Source organism: Streptomyces sp. NPDC050211, assembly GCF_040656035.1.
GTDB lineage: Bacteria > Actinomycetota > Actinomycetes > Streptomycetales > Streptomycetaceae > Streptomyces.
On record NZ_JBFALC010000067.1, the window covers coordinates 33,607 to 51,426 of the forward strand.

At 71.6% G+C, this 17,820-nt stretch carries 14 protein-coding genes; 8 read left to right on the forward strand and 6 right to left on the reverse strand.

The annotated features are described in order from the left end of the window. Positions 1-36: 36 nt before the first annotated feature. Both AB0I98_RS40915 and AB0I98_RS40920 read left to right on the forward strand, forming a co-directional pair. Entirely contained in the window at positions 37-1,053 is a 1,017-nt protein-coding gene (locus AB0I98_RS40915) for a Gfo/Idh/MocA family oxidoreductase (protein ID WP_362950796.1), read from the forward strand. Further along, a complete protein-coding gene (locus AB0I98_RS40920) occupies positions 1,050-1,916 on the forward strand; it encodes a sugar phosphate isomerase/epimerase (protein WP_362950797.1) in 867 nt (288 codons plus the stop codon). Before AB0I98_RS40915 ends, AB0I98_RS40920 begins: the two co-directional genes overlap by 4 nt. Here AB0I98_RS40920 and AB0I98_RS40925 read toward each other — a convergent pair. Next, complete coding sequence (locus AB0I98_RS40925; protein ID WP_362950799.1) at positions 1,906-2,619, reverse strand: response regulator; 714 nt, start codon at positions 2,617-2,619, stop codon at positions 1,906-1,908. The two genes, AB0I98_RS40920 and AB0I98_RS40925, sit on opposite strands and share 11 nt — an antisense overlap. After that, positions 2,616-4,241 (reverse strand): ATP-binding protein, encoded by a 1,626-nt coding sequence (locus tag AB0I98_RS40930; protein ID WP_362950800.1) that lies wholly within the window; start codon positions 4,239-4,241, stop codon positions 2,616-2,618. The genes AB0I98_RS40925 and AB0I98_RS40930 overlap by 4 nt, the downstream gene beginning before the upstream one ends. Before the next feature lie 219 nt (positions 4,242-4,460). On the opposite strand from AB0I98_RS40930, the gene AB0I98_RS40935 reads away from it, so the two are divergent. The 4 genes from AB0I98_RS40935 (at position 4,461) to AB0I98_RS40950 (ending at position 8,640) form a co-directional block, all read left to right on the forward strand. Next, positions 4,461-5,447: a tripartite tricarboxylate transporter substrate binding protein gene (locus AB0I98_RS40935; RefSeq protein WP_362950819.1), complete on the forward strand. Its 987-nt coding sequence runs from the start codon at positions 4,461-4,463 to the stop codon at positions 5,445-5,447. Continuing rightward, positions 5,444-5,980, forward strand: coding sequence for a tripartite tricarboxylate transporter TctB family protein (locus AB0I98_RS40940; protein ID WP_362950802.1), 537 nt, complete (start codon positions 5,444-5,446; stop codon positions 5,978-5,980). Before AB0I98_RS40935 ends, AB0I98_RS40940 begins: the two co-directional genes overlap by 4 nt. A gap of 1 nt (position 5,981) precedes the next feature. Continuing rightward, positions 5,982-7,475 (forward strand): tripartite tricarboxylate transporter permease, encoded by a 1,494-nt coding sequence (locus AB0I98_RS40945; RefSeq protein ID WP_362950803.1) that lies wholly within the window; start codon positions 5,982-5,984, stop codon positions 7,473-7,475. 166 nt (positions 7,476-7,641) lie between these two features. Continuing rightward, positions 7,642-8,640: a peptidase gene (locus AB0I98_RS40950; RefSeq protein WP_362950805.1), complete on the forward strand. Its 999-nt coding sequence runs from the start codon at positions 7,642-7,644 to the stop codon at positions 8,638-8,640. Between the two features lie 51 nt (positions 8,641-8,691). On the opposite strand, the gene AB0I98_RS40955 is transcribed toward AB0I98_RS40950, so the two are convergent. Together AB0I98_RS40955 and AB0I98_RS40960 are read right to left on the reverse strand one after the other, a co-directional pair. Further along, entirely contained in the window at positions 8,692-10,332 is a 1,641-nt protein-coding gene (locus AB0I98_RS40955) for a thiamine pyrophosphate-binding protein (RefSeq protein ID WP_362950808.1), read from the reverse strand. Next, positions 10,332-11,114: a cyclase family protein gene (locus AB0I98_RS40960; RefSeq protein WP_362950809.1), complete on the reverse strand. Its 783-nt coding sequence runs from the start codon at positions 11,112-11,114 to the stop codon at positions 10,332-10,334. Before AB0I98_RS40960 ends, AB0I98_RS40955 begins: the two co-directional genes overlap by 1 nt. 66 nt (positions 11,115-11,180) lie before the next feature. On the opposite strand from AB0I98_RS40960, the gene AB0I98_RS40965 reads away from it, so the two are divergent. After that, entirely contained in the window at positions 11,181-12,359 is a 1,179-nt protein-coding gene (locus AB0I98_RS40965) for a cytochrome P450 (protein WP_362950811.1), read from the forward strand. A gap of 6 nt (positions 12,360-12,365) precedes the next feature. Here AB0I98_RS40965 and AB0I98_RS40970 read toward each other — a convergent pair whose 3' ends face one another. Next, positions 12,366-14,303, reverse strand: a complete 1,938-nt coding sequence (locus tag AB0I98_RS40970) for a serine protease (protein WP_362950813.1) — start codon at positions 14,301-14,303, stop codon at positions 12,366-12,368. Between the two features lie 223 nt (positions 14,304-14,526). Beyond that, positions 14,527-16,218 (reverse strand): heme peroxidase family protein, encoded by a 1,692-nt coding sequence (locus AB0I98_RS40975; protein ID WP_362950814.1) that lies wholly within the window; start codon positions 16,216-16,218, stop codon positions 14,527-14,529. A gap of 277 nt (positions 16,219-16,495) precedes the next feature. Between AB0I98_RS40975 and AB0I98_RS40980 the strand changes: the two genes are divergently transcribed. Beyond that, a partial coding sequence (locus AB0I98_RS40980; protein WP_362950815.1) for an ATP-binding protein occupies positions 16,496-17,820 on the forward strand: 1,325 nt, incomplete at its 3' end.

Here is a 17,820-nt window from a genome sequence, read left to right on the forward strand (position 1 = left end):
CCGACTTCCGCAAGACCGCTTAGTTAGGAAACGACCATGACTGTACGTGTAGGAGTCGTCGGCGCCGGCTGGATCGGCAACGACCACATCCGGCGCCTCAGCGACACCATCGCCGGAGCCCGTGTCACCGCGGTCACGGACATCGACGCCGCCCGCGCCGCGGAGGCAGCGGCGCCGGTCGGCGCCCGGGTGGTGCCCGACGGCGCGGCGCTGATCGCGGCGGACGACGTGGACGCCGTGCTCGTGACGTCCTGGGGTCCGACCCACGCCGAGCATGTGCTGAACGCGATAGCCGCGGGGAAGCCGGTGTTCTGCGAGAAGCCCCTCGCGACGACCGCCGAGGACTGTCTGAAGATCATCGAGGCGGAGACGGCACACGGCCGCCGCCTGGTCCAGGTCGGTTTCATGCGCCGCTACGACGCCGGATACCGGCAGATGAAGCAGGTCATCGACGCGGGCCGGATCGGTGAGCCGCTGATCGTGCACTGCGCCCACCGCAACCCGACCGTCCCGGAGTCGTACATCTCCTCCATGGCCGCCCTGGACACGGCGGTGCACGAGGTGGACGTACTGCGCTGGCTGCTCGACGACGAGATCGTCTCCACGCAGGTGGTCACCCCGCGCGCCACGAGCAAGCGGTTCGCCCACCTGAAAGACCCGCAGATCATGCTCTTCGAGACCGCCAAGGGTGTCCGTATCGACCTGGAGGTCTTCGTCAACTGCCAGTACGGCTACGACATCCAGTGCGAGGCGGTCGGCGAGGAGGGGCTCGTCCGGCTGCCCGACCCGGCCGCGGTCGGTGTGCGCGGCGCGGGACGGCACAGCACGGAGGTGCTCACGGACTGGGTGGGCCGGTTCGCCGACGCCTTCGACACCGAGTTCCGTGAGTGGATCGCCGCGGTCGCGTCCGGTACCGAGCCCAACGGCCCGTCCGCGTGGGACGGCTACGCCGCCACCGTCATCACCAGCGCGACCGTCGAGGCCCTGGAGTCGGGCCGCGTCGTCGCCACGGACCTCAAGCCCCGCCCGACCCTCTACGGAGGCGCCGTATGAAGATCGCCCTCGACCCGTACATGCTCCGTGCGCTCCCCATCGACGAGATGGTGCGCACCGTCGCCGAACTCGGCTACGAGTACATCGAGTTGTCGCCGCGCGACGACTTCATGCCGTTCTTCGTGCATCCGCGGGCGGACGACGAGCGGATCGCGGAGCTGAAGAACTCCCTGCGCGCCCACGGCGTCCAGCTTTCCTCCGTGCTGCCGCTGTACAAGTGGTCCTCGCCCGACGAGACCGAGCGGCAGGCCGCCGTCCGCTACTGGAAGCGGATGATCGAGATCACCGCCGACCTCGAATGCCCGCTGATGAACAGCGAGTTCAACGGCCGCCCGGAGCGCGCCACCGAGAGCGAGGCCGCGTTCTGGCGCTCGCTGGAGGAGCTGCTGCCGCTCTTCGAACGCGAGGGCATCGCCCTCAACCTGGAAGCGCACCCGGACGACTTCTGCGAGGAGAACACCCCGGCCGTCGATCTCGTCCGCGCCATCAACAAGCCCTGGGTGAACTACCTGTACTGCGCCCCGCACACCTTCCACCTCTCGGGAGCCGACCCCACGGCCGACATCGCGGCGATGATGCGCTACGCGGGCGACAAGCTCCAGCACGTGCACATCGCGGACTCTTTCAACCACAAGGGTTCGTCGGGCCTGCGCTACATCCTCAACCCGCCCGGCACCCCGGCCCGTATCCACCAGCACCTCGACATCGGCCAGGGCGAGGTCGACTGGGACGCCTTCTTCGGCACCCTGCGCGAACTCGGCTTCGACGGCGTCGCCACGTCCTGCGTCTTCGCCTGGGAGGAACGGGCCCGCGACTCCTCGGCGTTCATGCTGGACCGCATCCGCAAGGAACTCACCGCATGACAGCGGGCTGCCCACGGAACCGGTAGCGGCGTTCGGGACGCCCTGCCGCGCCGTAGCGCAGGGAGACCTCCGCATGGCCGGTGGTGTGGAAGTACTCCAGGTAGCGTCGGGCGCTCACCCGGGAGACACCGGTCAGGGTCGCGCACTCGGAGGCGGACAGGGTGCCGGCGCAGTCGCGGAGGGTGCGCTCGATGAGTTCGGCGGTCTCCACGCTCATGCCCTTGGGCAGCGGGCTGACCGCCGGCACCGGTGCGGTGCCTCCGGCCATGACCCGGTCCACGTCGGCCTGGCTGCGGACGACCGTGGTGAGCAGCCGGCCGCGCTGGGCGGCGTACCGCTCGAGTCGGGAGCGCAGGTCCTGGAACTCGAACGGTTTCAGCAGGTAGTCGACGACGCCGCGGCGCACGGCACGGCGTACCGTGTCGCCCTCCCGCGCGGCGCTGATCACGATGATGTCGCAGTCGTGGCCGGCGGTGCGCAGCCGGGGGATGACGTCGAGGCCGAAGACATCGGGCAGGTAGAGGTCGAGCAGGACGACGTCCGGGCGGAGTGCGTCGACGGCGGCGATAGCCTCCTCGCCGGTGGTGGCGACGCCGACGACGGTGAAGGGCGGGACGCGTTCGACGAAGGTGCGATGGACTCTGGCCACCATGAAGTCGTCGTCGACGATGAGGACGCCTATCCGATTCGGGTCGTCGGTCATGTCGCTCCTTCCGCCACCGCGTCGGTGAGGTGGCTGACGGTCATGCGCGCGGTGAACATGGCCCCGTCGGGGGTGTTGGTCACCGAGATCTCACCGCCGTGACGTTCGCAGACCAGCCGGGTCAGCGCCAGGCCTATGCCGCGCTCGCCCTCCTGGGCGGCCTTGGTGGTGAAGCCGTGCTGGAACACTTCCTGGGCGAGTTCCGGTGCCACGCCGGGACCTGAATCCCGTACGACGATCTCCACACTGGAGGCGTCCTGCCGCAGACCGACCTCGACCCAGCGTCCGCCGTCGTGCGCCGCGGCGTCCACGGCGTTGTCGACGAGGTTGCCGACCACGGTCGCCACGTCGGCGGCGTCCTCCGGGGTGAGCCGGTCGAGCGCGGTGTCGTCCGAGATCCGCAGCGTGACCTTCCGTTCAGCGGCGAGGGACGCCTTCGCCGTCAGCAGCGCGGCGACGGCCGTGTCGCGGACCCGGCGGCTGAGGGTGATGTCCAGCGACTGCCGGTGCCGGCTCAGGGCCCGGATGTAGCGGACCACCTCGTCCTGTTCGCCGATCTGGATGAGCCCGGAGATGGTGTGCAGCTGGTTGGCGAACTCGTGGGCCTGCGCGCGCAGCAGCTCCGACGAACTGCGGAAGGAACCGATCTCCCGCTCCAGACGGGCGAGTTCGGTGCGGTCGCGCAAGGTGGTGACGGAGCCGAGCAGACGGCCGTCCTTGGTCACGGTCATCCGGTTCATCACCAGGACCCGGCCGTGGCGTACGACGACCTGGTCCCGCTGGTCGGGCGTGGCCCCGGCGAGGACGTCCCGCAGCCGTCCCTCGATGCCGAGTTGGTCCAGGCTCCGGCCCACGCACTCCTCGGGCAGGTCGAGCAGGGTCCGGCCCATCTCGTTGACGAGGGTCAGCCGGGCCGCCGGGTCCAGGGCGATCACGCCCTCGGCGATGCCGTACAGCATGGCCTCGCGGTGTTCGGCCAGCCCGGCGATCTCACGTGGCTCCAGGCCGAGCGTCTGCCGTTTCACGCGCCGGGCGAGCAGCCAGGAGCCGGCCACGCCGAGGCAGCTCGCGATGCCCAGGTAGGCGAGGAGGTAGGAGGACGCGCCGCTGAGGCGCTGCCACACGGTCGGGTCGGCCTCGCCGATCATCACCGTGCCGAGGTGCCGGCCGAGGTTCTGCCGGGTCGCCCCGAGGACGGGCACCTGGGCCACCAGTTCGTGGCTGCCGTCGAGCGTCAGCGGCCCCGACCAGCCGCGTCCCGCCGCGGCGCCCTCGCCGAGGGGCAGCCGGTCGCCGATGACCGTGGCGTTGGTGGAGCTGACGATCCGGCCTGCGGCGTCGGCCACGGTCACCGAGGTGACTCCGGACTGGGTCTGCATGGAGTTCACCAGTGGGGCGAGGGCTTCCTGCGGCAGGGGCTGGGTGAGCTGGCTGCGCACCAGGGGCGTGGCGGCCAGCTGCTCGGCGAGCGCGGCGACACGGCGGCCCTCGACGCGGTTGAAGGTCGCCTCGGACTGGGCAAGGGAAACGGCGGCGACTGCCACCAACACCACCACGACGATGGCGAGTTGGAGCACCAGCATCTCGCCCGCGAGGGTCTGGCGACGGAAGGTGGTGACCACGACCTGCTCAATCTCTGACCTGGTGGTTTCGGGTGCCGGGACGGCCCCATGATGGCGCCGGCCCGGGAGCGGGGGAAGACATCCGTCGCCGCCCCGCCGCTGACACAAAGACCAAAACCTCCGTTGGTTCCGGAAGCGAGACAGGCCGTCGCCGCCCGTGCACCATGTGGCGCACATCACGCTCCACAAACCCGCATCGACCGACAGGTGGTGGCACTCGTGCGTCTGCGCACCCCGCTCGCCCTGCTCGGGGCCGCCGTGCTGGTCCTGGTGGCACCGCCGCTGCTGACCACCGGCAGCGGCTCCGACACCGGCACGCAGATCCCGGGCCTGCGCTTCATGGTCCCCAACACGCCCGGCGGCGGCTACGACATCACCGCCCGGACCGCCGCGAAGAACGCCGAGGACGCCGGACTCACGCACTCCATCGAGGTGTTCAACCTGCCCGGCGCCGGCGGCACCGTCGGACTGACCCGGCTGGTGGGCGAGCACGGCAACGGCAAGCTGGCGATGTCCATGGGGCTCGGGGTCGTGGGCGCGGCCCGCTCCAACCACGCGCCCAAGACCCTCGCCGACACCACCCCGATCGCCCGGCTCACCGAGGAGCAGGACGTGGTCGTGGTCGCCAAGGACTCCCCGTACAAGACGATCGACGAGCTGATCAAGGCCTGGAAGGCCGCCCCGGGCAAGCTTCCGGTCGGCGGTGGCTCCTCGCCCGGCGGGCCCGACCATCTCGCGCCGATGCTGATGGCGCGGGCCTCGGGCATCGCGCCGAAGGAGGTCAACTACATCCCCTTCGACGGCGGCGGTGAGCTGCTCGCCTCGATCCTCGGCAACAAGGTCGGCTTCGGGGTGTCCGGCGTCGGCGAGTACCTCGACCAGATCAAGGCGGGCGAGCTGCGGGTGCTCGCGGTCACCGGCCCGGAGCGCGTCGACGAGCTCAAGGACGCGCCCACGCTCAAGGAGTCCGGCTACGACGTGAACTTCACCAACTGGCGCGGCATCGTCGCCCCGCCCGGCCTGTCCGCCGCCGAACGCGAGAAGCTCACCCGGCTTCTCGAGGAGCTCCACGACTCCCCCGAGTGGCAGAAGTCCCTGGAGCAGAACGGCTGGGAGGACGCCTTCCTGACCGGCGAGGAGTTCGGCGACTTCCTGGACGCCCAGGACAAGCGCGTGGTGTCGGTGCTGAAGGAGCTGGGACTGTGACGACGCAGACGGATACTCCCCTCGCCGAGCCGGCCGAGCGGCGCTCGTGGCTGCGCGAGCACTCCGAACTCGGCGTCTGCGCCCTGCTGTTGGCGCTCGGCGTGCTGGTGCTGACCGACGCGCTCACCATGGACGTGGACATCGCCCAGCGCGGTCCCGTCGGCCCGAAGACCGTGCCGATCGTCGTCGGCATCGGGCTTCTCGTGATCGCCGCGCTTCTCGCCGTGGACGTGCTGCGCGGCGGCCGTGGCCAGGCGGAGACCGGCGAGGACATCGACCTGTCCGAACCCGCCGACGGGCGCACGGTGTTGTTGCTCGCCGGGGTGTTCCTCGGTGCCGCCGTCCTCATCGAGCCGCTGGGGTTCCCCGCCGCGGGCGCGCTGCTGTTCTGGGGCGCCGCCTTCGCCCTCGGCAGCCGCCGTATCGACCGCGACCCGCTCATCGCGGCCGTGCTCTCCCTCGTCACCTACGCCGTCTTCAACAACCTGCTCGGAGTGCCGCTGCCCGGTGGCCCCCTGATGGGAGCGCTGTGACATGAACGCCCTCAACTCCCTTCTGGACGGCTTCGGTACGGCCCTCACTCCTGTCAATCTGCTGTGGGCGGCCCTCGGTGTGCTGCTCGGCACCGCGATCGGAGTGCTGCCCGGCATCGGGCCCGCGATGGCGGTCGCGCTGCTGCTGCCGGTGACGTACGGGCTCGATCCGATCGCCGCGTTCATCATGTTCGCGGGGATCTACTACGGCGCGATGTTCGGCGGCTCCACCACCTCGATCCTGCTCAACACGCCCGGTGAGAGTGCCGCCGTGGTCGCGGCCATGGAGGGCAACCCCATGGCCAAGTCGGGGCGTGGCTCGCAGGCTCTCGCGGCTGCCGCCATCGGTCACTTCGCGGGCGGCCTGATCGGCACGATCCTGCTGGTGGCGCTGGCGCCGACGGTGGCCGACCTGGCCGTGGACATCGGCGCTCCGGACTACTTCGCCATCATGGTGCTGGCGTTCATCGCCGTGACGTCGGTCCTCGGCTCGTCCCGGATCCGGGGTCTCGCCTCCCTGCTGATCGGCCTGACGCTCGGCCTGGTGGGCCTGGATCAGATGACCGGGCAGCAGCGTCTCACCTTCGGTTCGCTCCAACTCGCCGACGGCATCGACGTGGTGATCGTGGCGGTGGGTCTCTTCGCGATCGGCGAGGCGCTGTGGGTCGCGGCGCATCTGCGGCGCAATCCGGGCGAGCCGATTCCGGTGGGCCGCCCGTGGCTGGGCCGCGGGGATGTGCGGCGGACGTGGAAGTCGTGGCTGCGCGGCCCGTTCATCGGCTTCCCGTTCGGCGCGATTCCGGCGGGCGGCGCGGAGATCCCCACCTTCCTGTCGTACGTCACCGAGAAACGGCTGTCGAAGCACAAGGACGAGTGGGGCAAGGGCGCCATCGAGGGCGTCGCGGGACCGGAGTCGGCGGCGTCGGCCTCGGCGGCGGGCACGCTGGTGTCGATGCTGACGCTGGGCCTGCCGACGACGGCGGTCGCCGCGGTGATGCTGGCCGCGTTCCAGCAGTACGGCATCCAGCCCGGGCCGCTGCTGTTCGAGCGCGAACCGGAGCTGGTGTGGGGCCTGATCGCCTCGCTGTTCGTCGGCATGGTGCTGCTGCTCGCGCTCAACCTGCCCCTGGCGCCGCTGTGGGCGAAGCTGCTGCGCATTCCGCGGCCGTACCTCTACGCGGGGATCCTGTTCTTCGCGATGGTCGGCGCGTACGCGGTCGGCGGTGAGGTGATCGACCTGGTCACCCTGCTGGTCATCGGGCTGATCGGGTTCGGTATGCGGCGCTACGGCCTGCCGATCCTGCCGGCCGTCATCGGCGTGATCCTCGGCCCGAACGCCGAGCAACAGCTGCGGCGTGCCCTGCAGATCAGCGACGGCAGTGTGTCGGGGCTGGTCAACACGCCGTTCGCGGTGACCGTTTACGCGGTGGTCGTGCTGCTGCTGGTGTGGCCGCTGCTGCGGAAGCTCGTGGTCCGGGGCGGTGCCAAGGCCTGATCCATGCGGACTTTGTGGATTTTCGGCCATGGTTATGGCGTGCACCTGCCCAGACGCCGCTTCTTGGTGGCACGCTGCGTTGAACTGCGCACGCAGTAACACCCCTGCCCACCCGGGCGGATGGTCCCCACCGCCCGGTCGTCCCCCCACCGCAGAAGGAGACCGCGTGATAGGCAGATTCCGCATATCCGGCGGCGCCCGCGTCCGGCGCACCGTCCTCGGCGCGCTGGCCGGCGTCGCCGCCCTCCTGGCCACGGGTGTCACCGCCGCCCCGGCCGGTGCCGCCACCCCGGAACCGGGAGCGGTGCCCCTCGCGGCGCAGGAAAGCGCCCGTGACTTCTGGACCCCGGCGCGGATGCGGCAGGCCGTCCCGCTCGACGTCCTGTCCGTCGACCGCTCCGACGTGACAGCCTCGACCCCGCGCCAGGGCAAGAAGTCCGTCGTCGCGCCGAGCGCCCCGGCCTCCCCCGTCGGAACCCTGGCCATCCCCAACGCCGGTAGCGCCTGGACCGGCGGCGGGGCCGTGGTGAAGACCGCGGGCCGGGTCTTCTTCACCTACCAGGGCCGCACCGCGTCCTGCTCCGGCAACGCCGTCACCAGCGCCAACAAGAGCACGGTGATGACCGCCGGCCACTGTGTGAAGCTGGAGGGTTCCTGGCACACCAACTGGGTGTTCGTGCCCGGGTACCACGACGGACAGGCACCGTACGGCAGGTGGTCGGCATCCAAGACGCTGTCCACGCCGCAGTGGACGGCCAGTGAGGACATCAACTACGACGTGGGCGCGGCCGTGGTCGCCCCGCTCGACGGCAAGAGCCTGACCGATGTCGTCGGCGGCCAGGGCCTGGCCTTCAACACCGGCTACAACAAGGCGATGTACGCCTTCGGCTTCCCCGCCGCCGCCCCCTACGACGGCGAGAAGTTCATCTACTGCAGCGGGACCACCTACCGCGACTTCCTGCTGTCCAGCGACCACGGCATGACCTGCAACATGACCGGCGGCTCCAGCGGAGGCCCCTGGTTCACCCAGTTCGACGAGGCGACCGGCACCGGTCTGCAGTCCTCGGTGAACAGCTTCAAGTACAACTTCCTGCCGAACGCGATGTACGGGCCGGTCTTCGGCGCGGACGCGCAGAACCTGTACCAGACCGCCCAGTCGTCCTGACTGGACGTTGCCGCGCGGGAGCCTTCGTGCTGCCGCGCGGCTTCTGTGTCTTCAGTGCCCCCGGAACGCCTCCTCCAGCCACCAGGACCCGTGATCCCGGACCACCTTGGCGTCGATGAGCAGCGGGGCGGAGCGTGGCCCGGCCACCCAGTCCGCTACGGCCTTCAGGTCCGCCCGCGAGCGCACGGTGACCGCCTCGAAGCCGTACCCGCGCGCCACGGCGGCGATGTCCGTCGGCGGGAACTCGACCAGGCCGAGCGGGTGTCCTCCGGGCCCGAAGTGGTGCACCTCCGCTCCATACGCGTCGTCGTTGTAGACGACGACCACCATCGGCAGCCCGAGCCGGCGGACCGTGTCGAGGTCGGCGGCGCCCATCAGCGCGCCGCCGTCCCCGAGCGCGGCCACGGGAAGCCGGTCCGGCCGGGCCAGCGCCGCGCCGATCGTGGTGGCCAGCCCCAGGCCGATCGACTGGAACGCTTGGGTGAAGCAGAAGCCGTGCTGGTCGGGCACCGACAGGTACATGCTGGGGTAGCCCATGAAGTTGCCGGAGTCCACGCCGACGACCCGCTCGCCGGGGAGGATGTCGTCGAGCGCGATGCTCAGCGTCCGCGGGTCGATCCGGTCACGGCCGCTCGTGTCCTCGTACGGCACGTCCCGCCAGCGCACGCGTGCGGCGATGTCCGCGCCGACCTCGGGGGTGCGGTAGCCCTGCCGTGGTCCACCGCCCGCGGCGAGCACGAGCCGTGCCGTGCGTGTCACATCGCCGGTGACGCCGAGGTCGAGTGCCCGGTGTGCGCCGAGCGCGGACGCGTCGTCGTCGACCTGGACGACCGTCGCCTCCGGGCCGATCAGCCGGCCGTGCCGCATGGTCCACATGTTCAGCGCGCAGCCCCAGCCGACGATCAGGTCCGCGCCCTGGATCAGTTCGGCGGCCGCGGGGGACGCGAAGCCTCCGGACACGTCGAGCGACCAGGGGTTGCCGTGGAACAGGCCGCGGGCGACGGCCGAAGTCGCGAGCAGTGCGCCGTGGCGCTCGGCGAGCGCTTCGAGGGCGTCCCGGCCGCCGGGACCGCGTGCTCCCCGCCCGGCGACGAACACCGGGTGCCGGGCCTGCTCCAACAGCCGTGCCAGCGCGGTCACTTCGGCCGCCGACGGTTCGACCGGCGCTCGTTCCGGTGGCGCGGCGGCCTGCGCCAAGGCGCCGTCCGGCACGTCCAGGGCCTGCACCGGAAGGGGGAGGTTGAGCAGGACGGTGCGGCGCTCGTGCAGGGCCCGCCGTACGGCCGCGCAGGCCTGCTCGACCGCGTCCTCGGCGGACGTGATCCGCGCCGTGACCGCGCCGACGGCGTGTGCCAGTGCCTCCTGGTCCACGTAGAAGTTCGACTTCGGCTCGGTCACCTCTGCCGCGAGCACGACGAGGGGCGTACGGCTCTTGGCCGCCTCGGCGATCCCGGTGACCGCGTTCGTCAGGCCGGGCCCCTGGTGCACGCTCAGCGCCGGGACCGTGCCGCTCATCCGCGCGTACGCGTCGGCCATGGTCGCCGCGCCGCCCTCATGGCGTGCGGCGACGAACCGCGCGCCCGCCGCGACCATGGCGTTGGTCGGGTGGAAGTTGCCCGACCCCACCACGCCGAAGACCTGCTCGACCCCGGCCGCCACCAGCGCCCGGCCGACCGCCTCCGCGACATTCATCAACGCTCCACCAGCGCGAGCACCCGCGCGGGAGCCCCCGAGCCGGTGACGATGGGCAAGGGGCCCGCGATGACGACGGCGCCGGTCGGCGGCAGCGCGGCCAGATTCCGCAGCTGGGTGAGCCCGTACTTGTCGCTGCCCATGAGATAGGAGTGGCACGGGAACATCGGGTCGAAGGAGTGGGCGCCTCCGGCGTCGGTGCCCACCGTCTCGACGCCGAGGCCGATCACCGGGGACTCCTCGGCCACCCAGCGAGCGCATTCCGGCGACAGGCCGGGGGTGTGCGGACCGTTCTCGTCCGCGTTGAGGAAGGCCTCCTGGGTGTCCGAGCGGGCGTCCCAGCCGGTGCGCAGCAGCAGCCAACCGCCGTCGGGCAACGAGCCGTTCTCCGCCTCCCAGGCCTTCACATGGTCCACTTCGACGAGGAAGTCCGGGTCGGCGTCCGCTTCAGCGGTGAAGTCCAGCACGGCCGCCGGTGCGATCAGCCGCCCCGCCGGCACCGAGGCCACGTCCGCGAGGTCCTTGCCGGTGACCCAATGGTTCGGTGCGTCGAAGTGGGTGCCGGTGTGCTCGCCGCTGCGGAAGTTGTTCCAGTACCACGCCGGTCCCCGGTCGTCGTACCGGCTGATCTCCTCCAGTGCGAACACCGCGGTCTGGCCGAACTCGGGCGGCAGCTGGATCACCGGTGTCGACGACGACAGCGGCGACGTCAGATCGACGACCTCGATCGAGCCGCTCCGCAGCCCGGACACCAGCGAAGCGAGGACGGACGGCTCGGGCATGGCGGCCTCCTGAGACGATGCTGGAGCCGGAACTCCACGTAGAGGTACAGGAACAGGGCAGCTCCCATGGTGACAGCAGAACGCTTTCCGCTCGGCTCCGCGACCACGCTCGCCGAGCTGGAGGCAGACCCCCACCCCAGGCTGGCCCTGCTGCGTGCCCACGAGCCGGTCTCCTGGCTCCCCGCGCTGGGCGGCTGGCTGGTGACCCGGCGGGATCTCGCGCTGCGGGTGATGCGCGACGCGGACACCTTCACCGTGGACGACCCGCGTTTCTCCACCGCCCGGGTGGTCGGGCCCAGCATGCTCTCCCTGGAAGGCGCCGAGCACGCGCGGCACCGCGCTCCCTTCACCGATCCGTTCCGCCCGCGAGATGTGCGGGAGCGGTTCGCCGGGTTCGTGGCGGACGAAGCGGCCCGGCTCGTGGAGACGGTCCGGCCGCGGGGCCGCGCCGAGCTGCGGCGGGAGGTGGCCGGGCCCCTGGCCGTCGCCGTCGTCGCCGAGTCCCTGGGACTGGTCGACGCCGACGCCAAGGCGGTGCTGTCCTGGTACGACGCCATCGTGGGCGCGGTCTCCGACATCACCGCGGGACGGCCCGCGACTCCTGCCGGAGCGGCGGCCTTCGACGAGTTGAGAGACAGCGTCGAGGCGACGGTCACCGCCGGTGTCGATACGTCGCTGCTGGTCGCGGCCGCCGAGAGGCTGAAGCTGCCGGAGGTGGTCGCCAACGCCGCCGTGCTGCTGTTCGGCGGCATCGAGACCACCGAGGGCATGATCGCCAACGCGGTACTGCACCTGCTGTCCGAGCCCGGTCAACTCGCGCTGCTGCGGGCCGATCCGGGCCTGGTCGACGCGGCGATCGAGGAGTCGCTGCGCCTGGAACCCGCCGCGGCGGTCGTCGACCGCTACGCCACCGCCGATGTGACGATCGGCGGGGCCGAGGTACGCCACGGGGATCTCGTGGTCGTCTCGCTCGCCGCCGCCAACCGTGACCCCGAGGTCTTCCCGGACCCCGACCGTTTCGACCTGCGACGCACCAACTCCCGTCTCCAGCTGGCCTTCGCCCACGGCCCGCACTTCTGCCTGGGCGCCCATCTCGCCCGGCTGGAGACCCGCGTCTGCCTCCTCACGCTCCTCGACCGTCTGCCCGGACTGCGCCTCGACGCCGCCGCATCCACCGCACCCAGCGGCCTGCTCTTCCGTAAGCCCTCGGCCGTGCACGTCCGTTGGGACAGCCCGGTGGCGTGACGCCGGCTACGGGCGGGCGGCGCGGCCGATCTCGCCTGCGAGCCGGGCGTCGGCGAGGTACTGCGTGATGTCGTGCGCCCGGTCCTTCCGGTTGGCGCAGAGCACATCGCGGACCCCCGTCCAGGTGTCGCCGAGCGGACAGCCGATGGCGACGGCGTCCCCCGCCGCCCACGCGTTGATCCACACGCCGACTTGATCGGGCCGGACGGGTCCCCCTGCCAGCAGCCGCCGGTACACGGCGTCGAGTCCGAGGGGGCTGCCCGCGGTCACCAGCACCGGCACCGAGGCCCGCCGGTGCAGCCGGGTGAACAGGTCGAGCGCGACGACCGTGCCGAGGCTGTGGGCGACCAGCACGATCTCGCCGTCGTCGGGCATGTCGGCCAGGACGGCGTCGAGCACCGCGTCGCGTACCGGCTTGTCGTCGAGGTAGGCCGCGACGTCGCGGAACACCGTCGCGATCACCACGTCGTCGAGCCCGCTGCGCGCCGCGATCCAGGACAGTGGCTTCTGCAGTGCGGCGACCACTCCGCCGAACAGCCTCGACTCCTCGGCAGGCACGGGCTCCCGCTCCGACGCGGGCATCCCGGCGGCCTTGGCGGCGTCGGCCAGCAGTGCGGCGTACACCGCGCGAGCGCCGGGTTCGACGGGCGCGTATGCCTCGGCCGGGTTCGTGGCCGTGTCGACGGCGACCGATTCGCGGCCAACAGCGGTCAACGCATGGCCGTAGTAGGGGAACCAGACATCGGCGGCCTCGATCGGAGCGAGGTTCGCCGCCGCCAGCCCGATGGCCAGGCTTCCGCACCATGCGGCGCGCAGCGCGGCGGGATCGCGGCCCTCCTGTCCACGGCCGTGCAGGAACACGACGCGCCGGCCGGCGCCGGGCCGCCCTATGACACCGCGCCGCTGAAGAGCAACCGCACCGGCCTCGGCTTGGGCGGGCAGGGGTGCCGGAGCCGGGACGCCACCTGCGCTCAGCGCCGCCTCACTCGGCACCGACTGCGGGCCCAACTCGGCGAGCAGCAGCTTCTGTTGGGGTGGCAGCTGGACCAGGGCGAGATGCCGCAGGATGGCGCTGACGCGTGCGCCCTCGTTGGCGATCCAGCCTTCGCCGTCCGGGTCGGGCACGCCGGCGTGGTGCAGCGCGACGACCTCCCACTGGTCGTTGAAGACGGGCGAACCGGAGTTACCGGGCTCGGTGTCCGTGCGGTAGTGCAGGAACTGGGGCAACTGGTTGAGCAGGGCGTTGTCGCGGACGGCGATCTCTTTCGGCCGCGCGTCAGGATGGCCGACGACGTTCACCGGCTCACCGATGACGATCTTCCCCTGCTGGGCGATCAGCTTCAGCGAGCCGTGCACCGCGCCGGGCAACCTCCCGTCGGCACCGGCCGCGACCGCGACGAGGGTGTAGTCGAGCCGGGCGTCGGTGACGAGCAGGGCGTCAGGGGCCAGGTCGTAGACGGCGACCGGCTTGGGCACGCCGTCGACGTCGGATTCGAGGTCGAACTCCGCGAACGACCCGGTCGCCGTCGCCACGTCGGGCAGCACATGGTTGTTGGTGAGCAGCAGCCGCTCGCCCACGAGGAACCCGGTGCCGAACCCGGCCCGCCGTCCGTTGTCGATGATGGAGATGCGGGCGACCGCGCGTGCCGCACGCGCCCCACGGGCAAGGAAGTTGACGCTCTGCAGCTCGCTCGCGGCGCCCAGGATCCGTTCGGGTACGCCGGCCGGAAGCACCGGGCCCCCGTCGGTCGGCACCGGCGCCAGCAGCTCCGGGTCGACCTCGCCCTTGCTCAACAGCCGCTCCGCGCGGGCGCGCAGTTGCTCCTCGCTGTCGACGACGAAGGGGACGCCGGTCTCCGCCTGCCGACGCCGGATGTCCTCGCGCTGCTTGGCCGTGTCCCGGTACCGCTGCGCCATGCTCTGCTGCTGTTCTGGTATGTCCATGCGCGGATGCTCCTCGGAGGGTGACGGGGTGGAACCGGGTGCCGTGGCCGGCGCTTCGGGGAATTCCCTGCGCCGGACCTGTGCGGCCCCCGACGGCACGGGTCGGCGGGGGCGCGGGGGCACAGGTGGGCGCCGTGGGGGGGCACGAGTTGGCGCCTTGGGGTCAGAGATCAGACGCGGGCGCTGTGGGGCGCCGATGGACGCTGTGAGGTGGCCTCCGGGGTCAGAGGACGCCGGCGAAGCGGAGGAAGTCGGCGATCGTGCGGACGGGACGGCCGTTCGGGAGCAGGACGCCCTGCGCGGGGCTCCAGCTCGTGCGGTTGACGTACGAACCGGGGTCGTTGCGGATCTGACCGATGACGGTCTCGGCGACGATGCGGCTGCCGACCTCGCCGAGCCGCCGGCCGAGCTCCTTCACCTCGGCCTCCTTCAGCAGGTAGAACCACAGCGGGGTCCGGTCGAACAGGCCACCCGCCTCCAGGGCCTTCTTGACCCCGTCGCTGCTGTCCTGCTCGAGTTCGGTGCGGCTGAGGGGGGTGACGCCGAGCGCCTCGGCCACTGCCTGGCCGGTGGGAGCCGCGAGGCGGTATCCGCGCAGGAGATTGCGTTGGGCGAGGTGCTTGAGCAGCTTCTTGAGCCGGTCGGCCAGACCGGGGTCATTGCCCTCGCCGCGCAGATCGGCGAGCGGGGGCGCGAGCCTGGTGTCGATGAGCCGGGCGAAGCGGTTGGCGAACTGGCTGTTCTTGTCGACCATCCGGTCCCACTCCGCGGGCCAGTTCGACGGGAGCGTCGTCAGCTGGCCGGCGAAACCGCCCTTGCCGGTGAACTGGAAGAGTTCGTTCAGGGTCGCCACGGGAGACCTGTCGCCGGGGCGGCCGAAGTTGCGGTTCCAGTCGTAGGCACCGCGCACCATGCTGTGGCCGAAGCGGAAGGCCGCGACGGCGAACTCGACCGGCATGTAGGTGCCACGACGGTCCAGTTCGAGCAGGTTGCCCTCCGCGGTGTCCACCCGGTCGACGACGTCGGGGCGTGCCACGGTGCGCAGATAGTCGTGCACGCACAACCACTGGTAGGTCCACCGGGTGAGGTCCCTGGCCCGTCGGAAGACCTCGGCGTCCGACTCGAACTCGGGCTCGTGGTCCCGCACCCAGTCGACCGCCGCGTTGTGGAACCGCAGGAACGCCACATGCAGTTGGGCCACCACGAGGTTCTCGTCGTTGCGTGTGTCGCCGATGAGCGGGGCGCGCTGGTCATCACGCGGCAGATCACGCTGGGTGTCGGCGACCGGAGGGATGGCCGCGCCCGCAGCGGCGGGAACCGGCGCCAGCAGGCCCAGCCGGAACTTGATCCCGTCGTAGGGAACGGCGACCTTGCCCACGGCCGGGGGCGCGAACGGCCCGTCGCCATAGACCGAGTCGAGGTTCAGCGCCGACATCCTCAGGTTCTGCAGCTTCTCGACCACCTTGTCCGGCGCTATGGGCGGCAGCTTCTCGTCGGTGATGTTGATGCCCAGATCGCGGTCGGTGGCGGCCGTCAGATCGTGGTCGAGGAACTGGCCCCAGTACGTGTAGATCGCCGGGATCGGCGAGTTGAGCTCCGGGTCGCGCACCTCGTCCGGGGTCTCCACCATGGCCGCGCCCAGGTCGAGCAGGGCACGGACGACGGTGGCGACCTGCTTGCCCTGCGGCAGGTGCTCGGCCGGGAACTTCTTGGCGAGGTCGGGGAACAGGAAGTCGAAGGAAGTGGTGCCCACATGTGCCGCGATGTCGGTGGACTCCTGCACCACCGTGCTGCGGGTGCTCAGGCCCTCCTGGGTCTGGGCGGTCTTCTCCGCCTCGTCCGCACTGTCGAGGATCGCGTGCCCGCCGTGCGTGAGGTTGGTGATCACCCGCCGGAACTGTCCCTGCTCAGCCATCCCGTGCCCCTTTCCGCTCTCAGGACAGGCGAGTATTGACGGGCCCTCGCGCCACGGCTTCGGGGAACTCCCTACTTCCGCCCCGAACTTGCGCCATGGCGTGCTCCGGCGGCACGTCTGTCCGGAACCCCTACGCCATCCGCCGCGCCACCCGGCCTGATGCACATGGCACGTCCTACGCGCCCGAGGCTCACCGCCCGGCCGGACCGTACGGAGGCCGCCGTAGGACCGTCGGGACCGCCCACGCCGATCACCTTTCCGGGGGCACCCTGGCGATATGACGGACCGCCGCTGGGGAGCGGCGGGATACGGGGGCGTCATGAACGAGACAGCGATCACCGGAGTGCCGGTCGACCTGGATGGGGACGGGTGTGCGGTCGCGGGCGCGCACGGACCGTACTGCGTCGTGCCTCCCGCCGCACCCGACCATCCCGCACCAGAACATCCCAGCCCCGCCGCGCCCGACCAGCCCGGTCCCACCGCACCCGACCACCCCGGCCCCGTCCCCCTCGTCGGCCGGACCGCCGAACGCGACCTGGTGGCCGGTCTGGTGGACGCCCTGCCCCGGCGGGGCGGTGCGCTGCTGCTGAGCGGGGAACCGGGGATCGGCAAGAGCATGGTGCTGCGCCACGCCGCCGCCCGCCGCCGGGACGCCCGGGTGCTGTGGGCCCGCGGAGTGGAGTCGGAGGCGGTGCTGCCGTACGCGGTGCTCGCCGACGTACTGCTGCCGCTCCGCCACCACTTCGGCGAGCTGCCGTCGGCCCAACGGCGGGCCGTGGAGGGTTGTCTGGCGCTCACGGACATCGCCGAGCCGAACCCGTACGCGGTGTGTGCGGGCGCGCTCGGCGTGCTGGCCGCCGCCGGGGAGGCACAGCCGCTGCTGGTCCTCGTCGACGATCTGCACTGGGCCGATCCGTCGTCCCGGCAGGTCCTGCAGTTCGTGGCCCGGCGGCTGGCCACCGAGCGAGTGGCCCTGATCATGGCCGCGCGCAGCGGGCCGGAAGAGGACGGGAGCCAGGAGAGCCTGCCGCACGCCGTGCTGGGGCCGCTGACGGACGACGAGTGCTGGACCCTGCTGCGGCGCCATACGCTCGACCGTTCGGATCCGGCGGCGGACCGGATCGTACGGCTGGCGCACGGCAACCCCTTGGTCCTGGTCGAGTACGCCGCGGCGCTCGCCCGGAGCCGTGCGGGTGGTGCGGAGCCGTGGGACGACTCGTGGGAGGCGCCCGGGCCGCTGGTGGAGCGTGCGTGGCGCGGGCAGCTGCGGATGCTGCCGCCGCGCAGCCGGGAGGCGTTGGTGTACGTCGCCGCCGGCCGGACCCCGCAATGGCCGCTGCTGCAACGGGCGTTGGCGTCCGACGGACTCACCACCGCCGATCTGGACGCCGCCGAGGCGGCCGGACTCGTGCGGATGCGGGTCGGCGCGTGCGAGCTGCGGCATCCCGTGCTGCGGCCGGTGGTGCTGGGGCAGTGCGCCACGGTCCGGCGGCTGGAGGTATACCGGAGGCTGGCCGCGGTGAGCTCGGGCGAACTGCAGACCTGGTACCTGGCAGCCGCCGCCCCCGGACCGGACGAGTCGGTCGCCGCCCGCCTGGTGGC

Coding starts and splice junctions, on each gene's coding strand:
- AB0I98_RS40915 (WP_362950796.1), top strand. CDS start 37: ATGACTGTACGTGTAGGAGTCGTCGGCGCCGGCTGGATCGGCAACGAC.
- AB0I98_RS40920 (WP_362950797.1), top strand. CDS start 1,050: ATGAAGATCGCCCTCGACCCGTACATGCTCCGTGCGCTCCCCATCGAC.
- AB0I98_RS40925 (WP_362950799.1), bottom strand. CDS start 2,619: ATGACCGACGACCCGAATCGGATAGGCGTCCTCATCGTCGACGACGAC.
- AB0I98_RS40945 (WP_362950803.1), top strand. CDS start 5,982: ATGAACGCCCTCAACTCCCTTCTGGACGGCTTCGGTACGGCCCTCACT.
- AB0I98_RS40955 (WP_362950808.1), bottom strand. CDS start 10,332: ATGAATGTCGCGGAGGCGGTCGGCCGGGCGCTGGTGGCGGCCGGGGTC.
- AB0I98_RS40960 (WP_362950809.1), bottom strand. CDS start 11,114: ATGCCCGAGCCGTCCGTCCTCGCTTCGCTGGTGTCCGGGCTGCGGAGC.
- AB0I98_RS40965 (WP_362950811.1), top strand. CDS start 11,181: ATGGTGACAGCAGAACGCTTTCCGCTCGGCTCCGCGACCACGCTCGCC.
- AB0I98_RS40970 (WP_362950813.1), bottom strand. CDS start 14,303: ATGGACATACCAGAACAGCAGCAGAGCATGGCGCAGCGGTACCGGGAC.
- AB0I98_RS40975 (WP_362950814.1), bottom strand. CDS start 16,218: ATGGCTGAGCAGGGACAGTTCCGGCGGGTGATCACCAACCTCACGCAC.